11 protein-coding genes and 2 tRNA genes are annotated in these 16,259 nt (G+C 43.0%); 6 read left to right on the top strand and 7 right to left on the bottom strand.

Going from position 1 to position 16,259, the window contains the following annotated elements; genetic code table 11:
- Positions 1-59 precede the first annotated feature (59 nt).
- From JMW64_RS09290 to JMW64_RS09270, 5 genes are all read right to left on the bottom strand, one after another.
- Positions 60-1,475, bottom strand: coding sequence for an FAD-binding oxidoreductase (locus tag JMW64_RS09290; RefSeq protein ID WP_087815485.1), 1,416 nt, complete (start codon positions 1,473-1,475; stop codon positions 60-62).
- A 357-nt stretch (positions 1,476-1,832) separates the two neighbouring features.
- Positions 1,833-3,494 (bottom strand): ABC1 kinase family protein, encoded by a 1,662-nt coding sequence (locus JMW64_RS09285; RefSeq protein WP_193008290.1) that lies wholly within the window; start codon positions 3,492-3,494, stop codon positions 1,833-1,835.
- A gap of 137 nt (positions 3,495-3,631) precedes the next feature.
- Positions 3,632-4,336, bottom strand: a complete 705-nt coding sequence (locus JMW64_RS09280) for a ubiquinone biosynthesis accessory factor UbiJ (protein WP_201554375.1) — start codon at positions 4,334-4,336, stop codon at positions 3,632-3,634.
- A 115-nt stretch (positions 4,337-4,451) separates the two neighbouring features.
- Positions 4,452-5,360, bottom strand: a complete 909-nt coding sequence (gene ubiE / locus JMW64_RS09275; RefSeq protein WP_455566941.1) for a bifunctional demethylmenaquinone methyltransferase/2-methoxy-6-polyprenyl-1,4-benzoquinol methylase UbiE — start codon at positions 5,358-5,360, stop codon at positions 4,452-4,454.
- Between the two features lie 309 nt (positions 5,361-5,669).
- Positions 5,670-6,380: an FFLEELY motif protein gene (locus JMW64_RS09270; RefSeq protein ID WP_201554372.1), complete on the bottom strand. Its 711-nt coding sequence runs from the start codon at positions 6,378-6,380 to the stop codon at positions 5,670-5,672.
- Positions 6,381-6,633: 253 nt separating this feature from the next.
- On the opposite strand from JMW64_RS09270, the gene JMW64_RS09265 reads away from it, so the two are divergent.
- Both JMW64_RS09265 and JMW64_RS09260 read left to right on the top strand, forming a co-directional pair.
- Entirely contained in the window at positions 6,634-8,262 is a 1,629-nt protein-coding gene (locus JMW64_RS09265) for an ATPase (RefSeq protein ID WP_201554370.1), read from the top strand.
- Between the two features lie 639 nt (positions 8,263-8,901).
- On the top strand, positions 8,902-10,509 hold the full coding sequence (locus JMW64_RS09260) for an inorganic phosphate transporter (protein ID WP_045448242.1): 1,608 nt from the start codon (positions 8,902-8,904) through the stop codon (positions 10,507-10,509).
- A 110-nt stretch (positions 10,510-10,619) separates the two neighbouring features.
- Here the strand turns inward: JMW64_RS09260 and JMW64_RS09255 are convergent, their stop codons facing one another.
- A complete protein-coding gene (locus JMW64_RS09255; protein ID WP_406947492.1) occupies positions 10,620-12,263 on the bottom strand; it encodes an aminotransferase class I/II-fold pyridoxal phosphate-dependent enzyme in 1,644 nt (547 codons plus the stop codon).
- Between the two features lie 646 nt (positions 12,264-12,909).
- On the opposite strand from JMW64_RS09255, the gene msrB reads away from it, so the two are divergent.
- From msrB to JMW64_RS09235, 4 genes are all read left to right on the top strand, one after another.
- Complete coding sequence (gene msrB / locus JMW64_RS09250) at positions 12,910-13,335, top strand: peptide-methionine (R)-S-oxide reductase MsrB (RefSeq protein WP_045448234.1); 426 nt, start codon at positions 12,910-12,912, stop codon at positions 13,333-13,335.
- A 161-nt stretch (positions 13,336-13,496) separates the two neighbouring features.
- On the top strand, positions 13,497-13,982 hold the full coding sequence (locus JMW64_RS09245; protein ID WP_201554359.1) for a glutathione peroxidase: 486 nt from the start codon (positions 13,497-13,499) through the stop codon (positions 13,980-13,982).
- 304 nt (positions 13,983-14,286) lie between these two features.
- A tRNA-Val gene (locus JMW64_RS09240) sits at positions 14,287-14,362 on the top strand.
- A 51-nt stretch (positions 14,363-14,413) separates the two neighbouring features.
- A tRNA-Asp gene (locus JMW64_RS09235) sits at positions 14,414-14,490 on the top strand.
- Between the two features lie 286 nt (positions 14,491-14,776).
- Here the strand turns inward: JMW64_RS09235 and JMW64_RS09230 are convergent.
- A complete protein-coding gene (locus JMW64_RS09230) occupies positions 14,777-16,258 on the bottom strand; it encodes an ATP-binding protein (RefSeq protein ID WP_201554357.1) in 1,482 nt (493 codons plus the stop codon).
- Between the last annotated feature and the right edge of the window lies 1 nt (position 16,259).

The following is a 16,259-nucleotide window of genomic DNA, read 5'->3' as shown; positions in this document are numbered from 1 at the left end:
TCTAGTTAAACGTAGGGGCATTTTTTAGGCTTTAGTTTCTTATCAGCACCATTTAACAGTTAAACAGTTGGTATCACCTCAGGCCATATTTTCCCAGGGTTGAGAATATTTTTAGGGTCAAGGGCTGACTTAATCGCTTGCATCAGCACTAAGGCGTTACCGTGTTCTTGCTGCATATATTTTTGTTTGCCTTGCCCGATACCATGCTCACCTGTACAAGTGCCATCCATTTCAATAGCGCGGGTAGCTAAGCGGCTGATAATGCCGTCAGCGGTAGCGATTTCTTCAGGGTTATCGGTATCGACCAATAACAAAACATGAAAATTACCATCGCCAACGTGACCGACGATAGGCCCAATCATGCCCGAAGCTTCGATGTCTTTTGCTGTTGCACTGACGCATTCTGCTAATCGTGAAATGGGCACACAAGCATCCGTCGATAAGGCGCTGGCGTCAGGACGTAAAGCAGAGCTGGCATGATAAGCGTTATGCCTTGCTTGCCACAGACGCTTGCGCTCGGCTTCATTGGTATCCCAAGCAAAATCCGTACCGCCGAATTCTTCGATGATGTCGGTAAAGATTTGAGCTTGTTCAGCGACGCTGGCATCTGTGCCATGAAACTCTACAAATAGGGTAGGCGTCTCATCCAGATCAAGATTGGCATATTGATTACAGGCTTTAATTTGCATGGCATCAAGTAGCTCAATGCGCGCAATCGGCAAGCACATTTGAATGGTCAGCATCACTGCCTGACAGGCATCCTCAATCGTTGGGAAATGGCAAATACCGCTACCAATACACTCGCTGATGCCGAATAGTTTAAGCGTCACCTCAGTAACAATACCAAGTGTCCCTTCTGAGCCGATCATTAATCTCGTCAAGTCATAACCCGCTGCAGATTTTTTGGCACGGGTACCAGTGCGGACAATCTCTCCACTAGCGGTGACTATCTCAAGCGCGAGTACCACATCTTTCATCGTGCCATAACGTACCGCATTGGTGCCTGAAGCGCGAGTGGCGACCATACCGCCGATACTGGCATTGGCACCCGGATCTATTGGAAAAAATAGTCCAGTATCACGTAAGTAGTGATTGAGCTGCTCACGTGTGACGCCTGGTTGTACGGTCACCGTCAGATCTTCATTATGTACCTGCAATATTGCATCCATCGCATGCATATCGATGCATAATCCGCCATAAGGCGCATTTAATTGACCTTCTAAGGATGAGCCAATACCAAATGCAATCACTGGCATTTGATATTGATTGCAAGTCTCCACCGCAGCTGCTACCTCGTGCTTATCTGTTACTGTCAAGACGGCATCGGGTGGCTGATTGGCAAGCCACGTCATCGTATGCCCATGCTGCTCACGTACCGTTATATTGGTAGTAAGTTGTTTACCGAAACGGGTTTGTAAGGCAGCAATAGCCTCGCTGTGGTCTTTTTTAGCAATTGATATTTTAGCGGTAGACATGGGTGACTCCTATACAGGGCGTCTTTTTTAACGACACAATGAGAAATAAGGCAATGTAAAAACTAAGCTCTCACTCACTTTAAATGTCGCTAAAAAGCAATGAAAGTGAGTGGGAGCTTATTGAATAAATACTAGGGCGTGTCATCAATTAGCACATTAATGTATTTAGTGGCCTTAAAATGGCTAAATTTTGCTAAACATCGTCAGTAATTTTGTCAATATGTTCATATTAACGGCAATTTCTTCCTTGTTTATCTACAATTTTTCTCATTTTAAGCCTCACAATCTAATTGATGACACGCCCTAGATAGTACTGGCTATTAACCAATACTTATTTTTATTAAAAATAACAAAGCGTTAGGCTAAAATACGCCAAACGACAACCAAAATAGCCAATATATAAAAGATAGGCGAGAGCCAGCCAACAACCTGTGTTGCAATGGCAATGAAAATGGCAAAACCTGACAGTGCTAGCCAATCTCGGCGGCGATCATTAAGCATATCCGCACGAATTTGTTGTATTTCTCGCAGTTGACTGTCTTGGCGTGATCCTTGTGAGGCAAGGCTTTGTAAGCCTTGATCCAATAGCTTTGGAATATCAGTCGTAGATAATAAAATCTCTGGTAACTGCTGGCGTAAATGTTGTAAATTACGCATCGGATCAAGCTGCTCTTTGATCCAGCTACTTAAAATAGGCTTAGCAAGTGACCAGATATCAAGGTCAGGGTATAGGTCACGACCAAGTCCTTCGACATGCACCAAGGTCTTCAATAGCAGCATTAATTGCGGCGGGATACTCATATGGTGACGACGGGCGATATCTAAAATTTGCATTAAAACACCGGCAAAGTCGATATCATTGATAGATTTTTGCAGCATTGGACCAACTGTGCGTTTCATATCGCGCATTAGGGCATGCTTGTCTGTATTTGGTGGAATCCAACCGGCACGGCTGACGATATCAACCATCGCTGTAAAGTTGTTATTCATCACCGCCAACAGCATACGCGCGACGATAAGCTGATCGTCTTTTGATAGCGTACCCATGATGGCGCAATCAAGTCCGATATAGCGTGGTTCATGCCCTAAGTCAACCGCTGCCATATCTGCGGTGAGTGTTTTAACCGGCGGCGTCTCTACAAACACATTACCCGGATGCATATCGGCATGAAAAAAGTTATCGCGGAATACTTGGGTAAAAAATATCGTTAAGCCTTTTTCTGCTAGTGCTGCTCGGTCATAACCTAGCTTATCAAACACTGCAACTTGCGAGATAGGAACGCCTTGGATACGCTCCATGACCATCACATTTTTGGCAGAATCATAGACTTCTGGTACATACATCAATGCGGAACCCAAGAAGTTGTTGCGCATCTGAGTGGTATTGTCTGCCTCTAAGGTCAAATCCAGCTCGTTTAACATCACTTGGCGATAGTCTTCGACAATATCGACGATATGGATCGCACGTGCCGCTTCAATACGCGCTGATGCCCAATTGGCCAGCTCACGTAGTAGCTCAAAATCAGCAATGATGGTGGTGCGGATATCAGGACGCACCACTTTTACCACCACTTCACGACCATCATGCAATGCAGCAGTATGTACTTGGGCAATAGAAGCCGCCGCTAGAGGTTTGACATCAAAGCGTGCGAACAAGGTGCCAATCGATTGACCAAGACCGTGTTTGGGGTCTTGGATTTGGGTAATGGCCACATCAGAATTGAAAGGTTTGACTTTATCTTGTAGTTGAACCAATTGCTCGATAATCTCAGGCGGCACTAAATCGCGACGCGTTGACAGCAGTTGGCCAAGCTTTAAAAACAGCGTGCCCATGTCTTCAAGCGCATATTTAATCGCATTGGGTTGGTGTTTCTTACCCCACGCCGCTGGATGTAGGCGAATCAAACGCGCCAAAGGTTGCAGCTGAGGCGCGTCTTCGATAGAAAGATGAGTATCGATGCGATAAGTTGCGGCGATACGCCAAAGCTCAAGTAAACGGGCGCGATGAGATAATAGCATGAGGTATGGGTACTCTAAAGAAAGTCGAAAATAGGGTGGGCACTGCACTTATTTATAAACTGTGCTTGTCTATAAATTGCACTTATCTATAAACAGTGCTGTCGATAATAGGATTTAGCGATCATCGACGACAACAGTTATTGATGAAATGAGTTATTGAGAAAGCGTGCCTGTTCATCTTTGATAGCAGCAAGTTTGGCCTCTTCACGTTCGACATCAGCCCGCAGCTTTAACAGTTGCTGCTTAAGATCGTTTACTTCTGCTGCCTCGATAGGATCAGGAGCACTATTACCAGCCACCTCATTAGCCCAGTCGCTGACGTCATCAAAAGCGCGTTTGGCACTATGGCGCCAGCTACCTTTTAGCTGTGATATAAGCAGATGCAACTGACTGGCCATCGGCTTACCAATAAATGGCTCAAGCTGTCCTGCAACATCTGGGTCGAAACCTGCGACCAGTTGTTTGAGCTGCATGAGCACCTTATAATCACCCGCGATAGGTAAATTGCCTTCGGCACCACGCATCAGATTCAGCAGTTGCGCTGGGTTGTCTACAGTAATGGTACAGTCTGGACGACTATGACCAATCCGTGCGCGTTCCATACTGGCTTGTTGGTGCTCGTTCATCGCGCCACTTTGCTCAAACACGCTGTCTGTTGTCACCGGCTCAAAACGCAAACGCTCATGAGTGAATAAAATATCCAAACGAATCTCAGGCATGGCCATATTGAGTCGCAACACTTTGCCAGCAAGCGGTGCCAATCCTGATTTGGTAATTTCATCACTCGCAATAGCAAGGTTAATCAGCTTTTCGGCACCCGCCAAAAGTAGAACAGTCAGCATAAGGCTCTCGCATAGTCAGTTGAGCGCCTTAAAAGAGCGCATTATTTGTAAATGTCAGTTGCCACCACTTTACGTGATGGCATGTCTATTACTATGTGTAATTTAAAACTTAATCTTACGCTCTAAAGCCGCGATGGACAGCGACAATACCAGCCGTTAAGTTATGATAATCACAATTTTCAAAGCCCGCTTGCTGCATCATTTGTTTCAACGTCTGCTGATCAGGATGCATACGAATCGATTCGGCCAAGTATTGATAACTCTCAGAATCATTGGCAATCAGCTTGCCCATAATAGGTAAGGCGGTAAATGAGTATAAATCATAGGCCTTAGACAATGGCTCAAATACAGGTTTTGAAAATTCTAAAATTAATAAACGTCCACCTGGCTTCAGCACACGGTACATCGATTTGAGCGCTGCGTCTTTGTCCGTGACATTACGTAGACCAAAGCTGATAGTGACCAAATCAAAGCTATTGTCATCAAATGGCGCGAGTGTTTCTGCATTGGCAAGTACAAAATCGACGTTGTTGCAGCCAGCATTGATTAAGCGTTCACGACCGACTTCGAGCATGGCGGCATTGATATCTGATAATACTACATGGCCATTTCTACCGACTTCACGGCTAAATACTTTGGCTAAATCACCTGTACCGCCTGCGATATCAAGTACATGCTGACCCGCACGCACGCCTGATAAGCTAATGGCATAACGCTTCCATAGGCGATGAATACCAAATGACATTAAGTCGTTCATGATGTCGTATTTTTTGGCAACTGAGGTAAAAACATCGGCAACCCGTGCTTGCTTTTCAGCTTTATTGACAGTCTTATAGCCAAAATGTGTTTCTTCATTACCATCGGTATCAGGCGTATGCGGATTATTGATGTCATCACGCTGATTAAAAAGTGTTTGTTTGGCGGTTTGTGTTTGTGCAGATGTATTGTCTACAGTGTTGCTATTAGCGTTGTTGCTGGTAGTATTATTTGGCATAGTGGTTTGTTGGCCTTGTGGCGTTCCCATTGGTAGGTCTTGGACTTGTGTAAAGTCATTTCTCTTGCTGTTTTCGACGCCAGCATCAATACCTGTATTAAGCGTGGTATTAGTTTCATAGCTTTGACGTGCTTGTACTTGTGACGTAATATTTTGATTGTGGGTGATGCTCTCTCTGACCAATTTATCTTGCAGGTGACCATTGATAGTAGGTTTTTGATCGAGATGCGCGTTGTTATTATGGATGTTATCGGTCATAGCATTATCCTGTTATTCACTTTTATGGTTATTTGTTTGCAAGGTATAAAATAGCAGCTAACCAAGCAAATGATGCGTCTATCATACACCAAACGTCATTGGCTTACCGCCATTATCCGTCTCATGAACACGGTCAATAATCTCAAGCTCACGCTCACAAAATGGTTCAATAAAGCCGCTGACACTTTTTAATGGTTTCATCGCTTTAAAGCCTGAATCGATAAATTCATACAAAGGCTGATAGTTGTAACGGTAGGCGGTGCCTTTAGCCAAGGCAAAGGCTTTTTGCAACATAAAAGAGTTTATATATTTATCGGTACGATAGCACACCTCTTTTAAATGACCAATTTGGATACGTCGAGTGTCGGCTTCATTGACTACGCGATAGGCGGTCAACATGTTGTCTTCATTAACAGCCAAATCTTGAGCCAATAGCCATTCTGCTAAATGTAAATCCAGCTCTATCGCCAAGATAGCTGCTTGTATCGCCATGCTGCCAGTCTCTAAAGCTGCTGCTGGCGCAAAACGTTCAACTTTTTGCGCTTTAGGCACAATACGTTCTAACTGTCTGGCCAGCAATTTAAACTCATCGCCGCCATACAATTGTGTCAAAAAATAATCTGCCATCAGCTGATTTTGAGGTTGCTCAAACAAGTCTTTATGAGTGTTCTGAAGACGATCTCGTTGCCAAGCTTGCACCTCGCTAAGTTTATCGTTTAATGCCAAATCTTCATGATAAGGCAGTGCCCAAAAACGGTTCAAATGTTGTTGTAAATCGGCTAAAGAGGCCATGGTCAGTAAACCTGCATAAAAGTAAAGAGGGTTAAAAGGTTGCAAATAAAAGGCTCAGGATAAACCATGTTTTATACTTTTGGTTTTTGTATTTATAGAGCGTGATTACAGCATGTGTCTGAGATTGTGTTCACCTTAAAAGAAAATAAAGCAGAATACAAATGTCAAACTGTTACATAGCAGCGTTATTTACCGAATTGCTGCAATGCTATGATGACGCTAACACGCTTTCAATCATAGGATGATGACAGTTATGAGCAAAAATAATAAGACGACTGAATCCACCGCACCACAAGCGCTAAGTGCGCGATTTAGTGAGCAGATTGTTGATGAACGCCTAACCCCCAATCCCTTAAGCCAGTTTTCTATGGACAAAGATGCACTGAGATTGGCACTGGTCACGGCCCAATATGCTCTACGAGCAACGCGGCAACAGACGCCGCCAACCCTCAATAAACTAACAGGGCTATTGGTATTGGTCAATGGTATGGAGCAGGCAGGCAAGGGCACTGCTGTTAAGCAATTGCGCCAATGGGTAGATCCTCGACTACTTAAAGTTGAGGCAACCGTTGGTGATTGTCCCTTAGCGTATCAGCCGATTTGGCAGGCACATACCAAGGCATTACCCCGTCATGGCGATGTGATGGTTTATTTTGGCAACTGGTATGCTGACCTGCTTTATAACGTCATGCGTATGGCAACGTCAGACAACGACAAGACGTTGCCGATTGCGCAATGGCAAGCATATTTACAGCAGCAGCTTATTAAGCTACAAGCATTCGAACAAGACCTAGCTGCCAATCAAACCCGACTGCTTAAATGCTGGTTCCATGTGGATATTGAAACATTGCAAGCGCGATTGAATGACGATGAAGCCGATCCGCAGTTTTTATACCAAATTGACTGGAATAGTAAAAAAGTTATTGAAACCTTTAATCAAGTGGCTACCGTTCTGCTACGCCAGCAAGATGATTGGATCATCATTGATGGTGATAACAAGTCAGATGCAGCTGACCATTTTTGCCATGAAGTGCTACAAGCGATGCAAACCGCGCTAATGAGTAGTAAAAAAAATACAGTAAACACCTCTGATAAATCGAAGGCTAAGAAGCAAGCTCAGCAAGCACTCAAATCAGCAAAGTTTGAACCTGTAAAAATTCCTAAATGTCTAAAAAATATCGATGATGCAGAGATTGATAAGTCGGAATACCGTGATGAGTTGTTAGAAAAACAAGTTCGCCTTGCCCAGTTGCTGCGTGCGCGCAAAGGGCGTCATATCGTTTTTGCCTTTGAAGGAATGGACGCTGCTGGCAAAGGTGGCGCGATCAAAAGATTGGTGGCGCCGCTCGACCCACGCGAGTATCAAATTTATAATATCAGTGCGCCAATGCTATATGAGCTGCAACATCCTTATCTATGGCGTTTTTGGACCAAACTTCCGAACGAGCAAACCGACCGTATTAGCCGTATTGCCATTTTTGATCGGACTTGGTATGGGCGCGTTTTGGTTGAGCGCATTGAGGGTTTTGCCACGGATGAGGAATGGCAGCGTGCTTACGATGAAATCAATCGCTTTGAGGCGGATTTAGCCGCGGCGGGGACAATCGTTATCAAATACTGGTTGGCTATCGATAAAAAAGAACAGCTTAAACGTTTTGAGGCACGTCAGGAGACACCGCACAAGCAGTTTAAGCTGACGGACGATGACTGGCGCAACCGTGATAAATGGTCGGATTATGTGCAGTCTGCGGCGGATATGCTGGCACGTACCGATACAGAGTACGCACCGTGGTGCGTCATCGCGACCAATGAGAAGCGTCAAGCACGTTTGGATGTTTTAGATCATGCGATTAAGCAACTATCAGCGGTGTGTGGCAGCTGATATGTGATTGGTCATTCAATTAGGTAGCTGGTTACAAAGCGCCATAATTATATATTTAACGTTAAATAAATTCAGGGAAAGAGAGTATAATGCTGCGTTACAGCAGGATGTTTTCTAACACATATGCTGGCAGTTACAAATCTTGCAATATCATCATGCATTATGCGCTTATATTTAATATAATAGGCGCGTAATAGCTCCTGCTGTGCACGAAACTCACTGAGTGAGTAGCGTGTTTTTACCCTTTGACACAGACATTTTAATCACTCTGGTTAATAAATTTGGCAAAGGTTCTTACAATAGCAGTTATTAGCACCAAAATTATTACTACGACATCTCTAAGCCGCAAGCTGCTGTAATCAGACGATTTGGCAATATTCCTTGCGGCTTTGTGACATATTGAGTGATGTGTTTTACCTTATTTACTGCCTTTACGTAAAATAAAATACGAGTAAATAAAAGATAAGCGTTAGGGTAGAGCACCAAGATAGCAGTAAGAAAAACCGTTTTTTAGCAAGCATATTGCGCGTTTCATATACGTTATATTAATGTCAGAAGCTATCACGAGCATTATTAATAGCCGCGCAATGTCATCAACCGCCTATAATTTCAATCAGCTTACGCAGGACGTATCAACGTATGGGTATCAGCAACAGTTCTACAGAGCCAGTCAAATCAGTCGGTTCTATGAGAATAAATCTATTTTTTGCCATTTTACTGATTGCGATGACCGCCTACTTTTTGTGGTGGGGTCTAGATTACACGATGCGTCAACAGACGACGCTATTTATTGTGGCCACTGCTTTTGGTGTCTTTATGGCATTCAATATTGGTGGTAACGATGTCGCCAACTCCTTTGGTACTTCAGTAGGTGCAGGGACGTTGACTATCCCGCAGGCATTGGGTATCGCAGCGATATTTGAAGTGTCCGGAGCCGTACTGGCAGGTGGTGAAGTCACCGATACTATTCGAAGCGGCATTGTCGATTTAGATGGTCTTTCAGTAACGCCCAACCAATTCATTTATGTCATGCTGTCAGCGCTCATCGCTGCCGCATTTTGGCTATTATTTGCCACCAAAAAAGGTCTGCCTGTTTCGACCACGCACGCCATTATTGGCGGCGTTGTTGGTAGCTCTATTGTATTAGGTATCACGTTAGGTGGTACTGAAATGGCATTATCAACGGTGAATTGGAGTACGATTGGCACCATCGCGATTTCTTGGGTATTGTCACCGCTATTGGGCGGCGTTTTGTCCTATGTATTATATGGACAGATTAAGAAAAACATCATTGAATATAATGATAGAACAGAGGCGCACATTGCGACTTTGAAAGGCGACAAAAAAACCTTAAAACAAAACCACAAAGAATTTTTGGACGGTTTAACAGAATCAGAACAACTTGCCTATACGTCAGCGATGTTACGTGATCAAGAAATCTACAAAGATGACGATTGCGATGTTGAAGATTTAGAGACTGACTACTATAAACAGCTTTATGAGATTGAAAATGAACGCAGCAACCTTGATACGCTAAAAGCGTTGAAGCAATGGGTTCCTATCATTGCGGCTGCAGGCGGCGCGGTCATGGCTTCTTTGGTCATCTTTAAGGGTCTAAAGAATGTCAATAATGGCATGACGACACTGCAAGGCTTTTTAATCATGGGTATGATCGCAGCGCTAGTGTGGCTTGCGACCTTTATCTATACCAAGAGTATCCGCGGTAAACATAAAGAGGATTTGACCAAAGCGACGTTTATTATGTTTAGCTGGATGCAAGTCTTTACCGCCTCTGCTTTTGCTTTTAGCCACGGCTCAAACGATATTGCCAATGCAGTCGGCCCTTTTGCCGCGATTATGGATGTTATCCGTACCAATAGCATTGCGACTGAAGCCGCTGTACCGCCTGCTGTCATGCTGACCTTTGGTGTTGCGCTTATCGTTGGTCTTTGGTTCATCGGCAAAGAAGTCATTCAAACGGTTGGTACCAACTTGGCAAAAATGCATCCCGCTTCTGGTTTTTCAGCTGAATTGGCTGCGGCAGCAGTGGTTATGGGCGCATCAACCATGGGTCTGCCCGTATCAAGCACGCATACGCTAGTTGGCGCGGTACTTGGCATCGGTATTGTCAATAGAGACACCAATTGGGCGTTGATGAAACCTATCGGTTTGGCATGGATCATTACTCTTCCTGCAGCAGCGGCAATGTCTGCAATCAGTTATATTATTTTGGTCAATATTTTTTAACACGTACGCTTATTTAACGTTATTTATAAGCACATTTCAAATAAAAAACGCTTATCAGCATCATGCCGATAAGCGTTTTTTTATATCTGTTTTTAATAGTTACTGAACGTCTAATCCGTACCAAATTGTTTGCGTTTTTTGGCAAAGAAGCGATCTAAGCGGTCCATGGCATCCTCTAAATCATGTAGGTTTGGTAAAAATACCAAGCGGAAATGATCGGGCTTATCCCAGTTAAAGCCTGTTCCTTGCACCATTAAGACATTTTCTTCAACAAGCAAATCCATCATAAATGCCATATCATCTTCGATAGGGTAAACATCAGGATCCATCTTTGGAAAGCAATAAAACGCGCCTTGTGGCATGGTACAAGAGATACCTTTTATTGCATTAAGCCGTGACACAGCCATTTCACGCTGCTTATATAAGCGCCCACGCTCTGACGTGAGCTCTTTCATGCTTTGATAGCCACCCATCGCGGTTTGAATAGCGTATTGACCTTGGACGTTGGAACACAAGCGCATAGACGCTAACATGTCCAAGCCTTCGATAAAGTCAGTGGCATGGTGCTTTTTGCCAGACACCATCATCCAACCTGCGCGGAATCCCGCGATACGATGCGATTTAGATAAGCCATTGTATGAGAGCACCAGCACATCATCAGTCAAGGTGCTCATTGGGGTGTGTACCATATCATCATAAAGAATACGATCATAAATTTCATCGGCCATGATGATTAAATCATGTGCTTTAGCGACCTCAATAATTTGTTTGAGTAATTCATCACTATAAAGTGAACCCGTTGGATTATTAGGGTTAATCACCACGATACCTTTGGTTTTAGAGGTGATTTTAGATTTAATATCTTCGATATCAGGATGCCAATTATCGTCTTCATTACAGCGATAATGTACCGCTGTGCCACCAGCTAGGTTCGCCGCTGCCGTCCAAAGCGGGTAGTCTGGCATTGGGATAAGCACTTCGTCACCATCATTCATCAAGGCCTGCATGGTCATTACAATCAGCTCAGAAACTCCGTTGCCCAAATAGACGTCACGGACATCAACTGCCGATAGCAACCCTTTTGATTGGTAGTACTGTAAGACGGCTTTACGCGCTGAAAAAATCCCTTGCGAGTCGGAATAACCGGTCGCGTCTGGTAGGTTCATTGCCACATCGCGCAAAATCTCATGCGGGGCTTCTAAACCAAAGGGGGCTGGGTTACCGACGTTCAGCTTTAATATACGTTTGCCTTCTGCTTCCATCTTATTGGCTGTTTGTAATAGCGGGCCTCGAATGTCGTAGCAAACATTTTGTAATTTATCCGATTTTTTTATTGTGTTCATAGTGTGACCACTCATAGGGTTATTTGGTGAGTTTGTATCTATAGTAGGAGTTGTAGTCGTTTGATTGGCTTGGGAGTCATGTATCTTGTCAGTTTGAGCAGATGACGCGTTTTGACTATTCTTATTATGAGAATGAGCGCTTTTACTCACCTCTTTATTATTATCACTGTCATTTTTTAGTTCGCCGCGTAACAGATAGCCTTCGCTGCAGCCTAAAATGTGTGCTAGCGTTGGTAGTTTAGATGACACAATGCCATTGGTGCCACGCTCCCAATTAGAGATAGCACCGCGACTGACTTTTGCGCCTGCTGCGGTCATGGCTTGCGCTAATTGCTCAGCAGTCAGCCCTTTATCACGACGTAGCTGTACCAGTCTTTCGGCTTGTGTGCTTTTATTTTTTTCATCAGCCATAGTCATTCAAGCCTTTATTCATTAGTTGGTAATAGAGAGAAGGAAAGCAGGCATTTGTTTTAATTGAGCCTTAATGCAAGATATTATTGCATTATCAGTATCAATGCAAGCTGTTTTTAAGAAGGATATATTTATTAATGCAAGAATAACTTGCATTAATAGTATTATAGTTGCCTCATTGCTGCTCTACTAGGGCGTGTCCTTATTTTAAAAATGGTAATAAAAATGAGATAAATTGTCGTCAAACAAGGAAAGTAGTGCAAATAATATCGAGATATTGATAAGCTATTTGACGATGCTTGGCAAAATTTAGCCATTTTTAGCTCATTTAGAAGATAGTCGATTGAATTGAGGACACCCCCTATATATCAAACTTCTCTCAGAGAATCATTGTCGTGGCTACATCTATACTCATTGATACGTTAAGAAAATTTGCTGTATTTTATTTATCATAGCTTTTTCAATACCTTACACTATCGCTTGTTTATAATAGTTTTCTTGTAATGTATACCTTGAATATTGAGTGGATAAACAATAGATAAGGCCCATCGTTTTTATAAAAATATGGCGATAAAGTGTTAGTTTATAGCAGATAAAAGCTAATGCTAATGGATGAGATAATACATACCCAAATTAAGGATACATTATGCAAGACAATCAACTTAGCCAAGAAGAAATCAGCCAATTAACAGAAGCTGATTGGAAAGAGCGTTTGAGTGCTGATGAATATCACGTGATGCGTGAAAAGGGTACAGAACGCCCATTTACGGGCGTCTATAACGATGCGACTGATGACGGTATTTATCGCTGCAAAGGCTGCGGTGCGAGCTTATTTGACTCAAGCAATAAATTTGATGCCAGCTGTGGTTGGCCAAGTTTTGACCAAGGAGTTGATAACAGCGCTATCGAGGAGCATGTGGATAATTCGCTGGGCATGACGCGGACAGAAGTGACCTGTAGTAACTGCGGTGCACATTTAGGCCATGTCTTCCCTGACGGCCCAAGCGAGACGACGGGGATGCGCTATTGCATCAATTCTGTGTCTATTGATCTAGATAAATCTGAAAAGTAATTGTTAAAAAAATTGCTTAGAGTATTTTAGAGTCATGGCAGGGAAGCGCGAGATGCTGCCTTGCCAGTTATTAGCATTATTAATGTTTTCACTGTTATTGAAAAATGAGCACGGTTTAAAAGAATATCAAAATAATAACTTAATCGATTTAAGGACAAATGATGAGCACGATTTACGATTTTACTGCTGAGCGCATGGACGGTACTGCACAAGCGTTCTCTGATTATCAAGGTAAGGTGTTATTAATCGTCAATACCGCCAGCAAATGTGGGTTTACGCCGCAATTTGAAGGCCTAGAGGCGCTGTATCAGCAATATAAAGATCAAGGATTGGTCGTTATTGGTTTCCCTTGTAATCAATTTGGCGGGCAAGATCCAGAGAGTAATGATGAGATTGGCGCATTTTGTCAAAAGAACTATGGTGTCAGTTTTCCAATGATGGCGAAGGTTGATGTCAATGGCAAAGATGCTCATCCTATTTTTGATTGGCTCAAAGAGCAAAAGGGTGGTGTATTGACAGATGGTATCAAATGGAATTTTACTAAGTTTTTAATTGGTAAAGATGGACAGGTCATTGACCGCTATGCGCCAACCACCAAACCAGAAGCCATAAAAATGGATATCGAACAAGCATTAGCCAGTAAATAGGATCATGCTTGAAAATTTATTGGTTTTTTATAAAAATATAAATCCAATAAAAACATAGGCTTGTCAGATTAATCAATAAAAACCTATAAAATAGGTTAAAAAACTGAAAATACTGTTTGACAGCCATGTGTAAATCTATATAATACACACCCACAGCAAGGGGACTTAATTAAGTTCAATGTTGTTAGAATTTTTACTGACTTAAAGCGTGACAACTTTAAAGATTAAACTTTCTATAAAATTCCCTTTAAGGAATTTTAACTTGCGAAGCTAAAATTGCACTGCAATTTTTTAACGCTTCTCAGGGTGATTAGCTCAGTTGGTAGAGCGTCTGCCTTACACGCAGAATGTCGGCGGTTCGAATCCGTCATCACCCACCACTCTTTTTAGCGAGTGTCTCTGTAATAAGAGAAGATGCTAAGACGACCTAAGCAGCGGTAGTTCAGTTGGTTAGAATACCGGCCTGTCACGCCGGGGGTCGCGGGTTCGAGTCCCGTCCGCTGCGCCATATTTAGTAAAAAGCTAAAACAAATTTAAACTCTCGAGTTTAAGCAAGTTTCGCCTCAAACATAATTTTGTTTGGGGTTTTTTTGTGTTTAAAATTCCTCTTACAGCCTTTATCTATAAAGGTTGACTATTTTTCTTTATCAACTGATAGGGAATAGTCTATCTTCAATAGTGTATTCTTTATCAGTTTGGTTGCATACATTCTAACTTTTGAAAATCGCTGATCACCCGCTTTCTGACCACCTGTTCGGTGACCAAATGGTGACCATTTCTCGATCAAACCCGCCCTATGATTCTTTTAATAACTGTACGTTAACTTGAAAGTAATACTCATCCTTAATGGTAATACTGACTTTGCCGTTATGGGCATTGACGATCGCTTGTACGATGGCCAATCCCAATCCTGTGCCCGAGTGCTGATTATTGGATTTGTGATGACGATAAAAGCGTTCAAACAGTCTATCTGCTTCCGCTTGAGTTAGAGGCGTCTGCAAGCGATTAGTGATGGTGATGTTTAGCGATGGCTGCTGAGCCGTGTCTTTAAGGGCGTGAGCGTTATGTTTTATGAGGCTAGCAGTCTTAGAAACGGCGGTAATAGTAATGATGCTGTCGCTGGCGGCGTAGTAAATCGCATTGGATATCAAGTTGGCAAATAGCCTTTGTAACAAGCTCTCATCCCCTAATACCACATCAAACTCACCTTTTTTCTCAAAAGAGATACCGCGCTCTTCGGCTATCAGCTCAAAATAATCGATGAGCTTAATTATCAGTGAGTCGGTATCGACAAGATGACGTTGTGAGTCGTAAAGACCTTTTTGAGTTTTTGCCAGCAATAGCATATTGTTAATTAGCAGGGATAGTTGCTTGAGCGTGTCGTGTTGATGATGTAGCTGCTCGACATATTCTTGATGGTCTCTAGGTTTACTGAGCATCACTTGAGTTTGAGTGCTTAACGTTGCCAGTGGTGTGCGCAGTTCGTGAGCAATGTCATCTGAAAACTGTGATAATGAGGCAAAGTTGTGTTCGAGTTTATCCATCATGGCATTATAAGCGTCAGCCAAGGGTCGCAACTCGCTTGGCATTTCAGAGACGATGATTCTATCGTCTAACTGCTCAGCGTTGATACGTGCCATTTTTTGACTGATGGTCGCTAAGGGGGCGAATCCTAAATAGACGCTAAAAGCCGCCACTGATACCAAGATAAAAGTAATCGCAATAAGTATCAGAATAAGATGGTGATTAAACTGGGCAAGGTATTGATGGTGCACATCAATCGGTAGCGCGATGAATGCCAAGCGATTAGAGTGCTCAATGACCAGCGCGCGATAATGACGATGATTAAGCTGCAAGTCAAAGGGTTGATCGCGGTGCTGCTGCCATAGTTTTTCGACCAATTGGGAGTCATTGAGTTTATCAATAAAATCCTTTGGCTGACTATTGATGACTTGTCCATTATGGTCAGTGATAATTGTTTTAACTTCGTAATCTGGTCGAAAGATATCTACCACAGATGATGCTGTATTGGCGAGATGAGCAGGGTCGGCAAGGTTGTCAGAGCGCTGATCATCCGATGTCACCTCTGTCATGTACTGTCGTAAATTAAACGCAGCGTGAGTCAGGATCTCTGAGTCCATTTGTTCAAAATGATCATTAACCGAACGCTGTATCCATATGTACAAAAAAGCTTGAGATATCAGCACACATACCGTTAATACTAGGGTAGTGCGCCACAGTAATGACAAGCGTCGATGCTCCGGTTTATATGCCATG

The sequence above is a fragment of the Psychrobacter immobilis genome (genome assembly GCF_904846065.1).
GTDB classification, from domain to species: Bacteria; Pseudomonadota; Gammaproteobacteria; order Pseudomonadales; family Moraxellaceae; genus Psychrobacter; species Psychrobacter immobilis_H.
Note: the sequence above shows the minus strand (reverse complement) of the source record. Positions and strands in the feature narration are given on the sequence as shown.

Excerpts from the sequence above, each read along its gene's own strand:
- JMW64_RS09290 (WP_087815485.1), bottom strand. The coding sequence starts at position 1,475 with ATGTCTACCGCTAAAATATCAATTGCTAAAAAAGACCACAGCGAGGCT.
- JMW64_RS09285 (WP_193008290.1), bottom strand. The coding sequence starts at position 3,494 with ATGCTATTATCTCATCGCGCCCGTTTACTTGAGCTTTGGCGTATCGCC.
- JMW64_RS09280 (WP_201554375.1), bottom strand. The coding sequence starts at position 4,336 with ATGCTGACTGTTCTACTTTTGGCGGGTGCCGAAAAGCTGATTAACCTT.
- ubiE (WP_455566941.1), bottom strand. The coding sequence starts at position 5,360 with ATGGGAACGCCACAAGGCCAACAAACCACTATGCCAAATAATACTACC.
- JMW64_RS09270 (WP_201554372.1), bottom strand. The coding sequence starts at position 6,380 with ATGGCCTCTTTAGCCGATTTACAACAACATTTGAACCGTTTTTGGGCA.
- JMW64_RS09265 (WP_201554370.1), top strand. The coding sequence starts at position 6,634 with ATGAGCAAAAATAATAAGACGACTGAATCCACCGCACCACAAGCGCTA.
- JMW64_RS09260 (WP_045448242.1), top strand. The coding sequence starts at position 8,902 with ATGGGTATCAGCAACAGTTCTACAGAGCCAGTCAAATCAGTCGGTTCT.
- JMW64_RS09255 (WP_406947492.1), bottom strand. The coding sequence starts at position 12,263 with ATGGCTGATGAAAAAAATAAAAGCACACAAGCCGAAAGACTGGTACAG.
- msrB (WP_045448234.1), top strand. The coding sequence starts at position 12,910 with ATGCAAGACAATCAACTTAGCCAAGAAGAAATCAGCCAATTAACAGAA.
- JMW64_RS09245 (WP_201554359.1), top strand. The coding sequence starts at position 13,497 with ATGAGCACGATTTACGATTTTACTGCTGAGCGCATGGACGGTACTGCA.
- JMW64_RS09230 (WP_201554357.1), bottom strand. The coding sequence starts at position 16,258 with ATGGCATATAAACCGGAGCATCGACGCTTGTCATTACTGTGGCGCACT.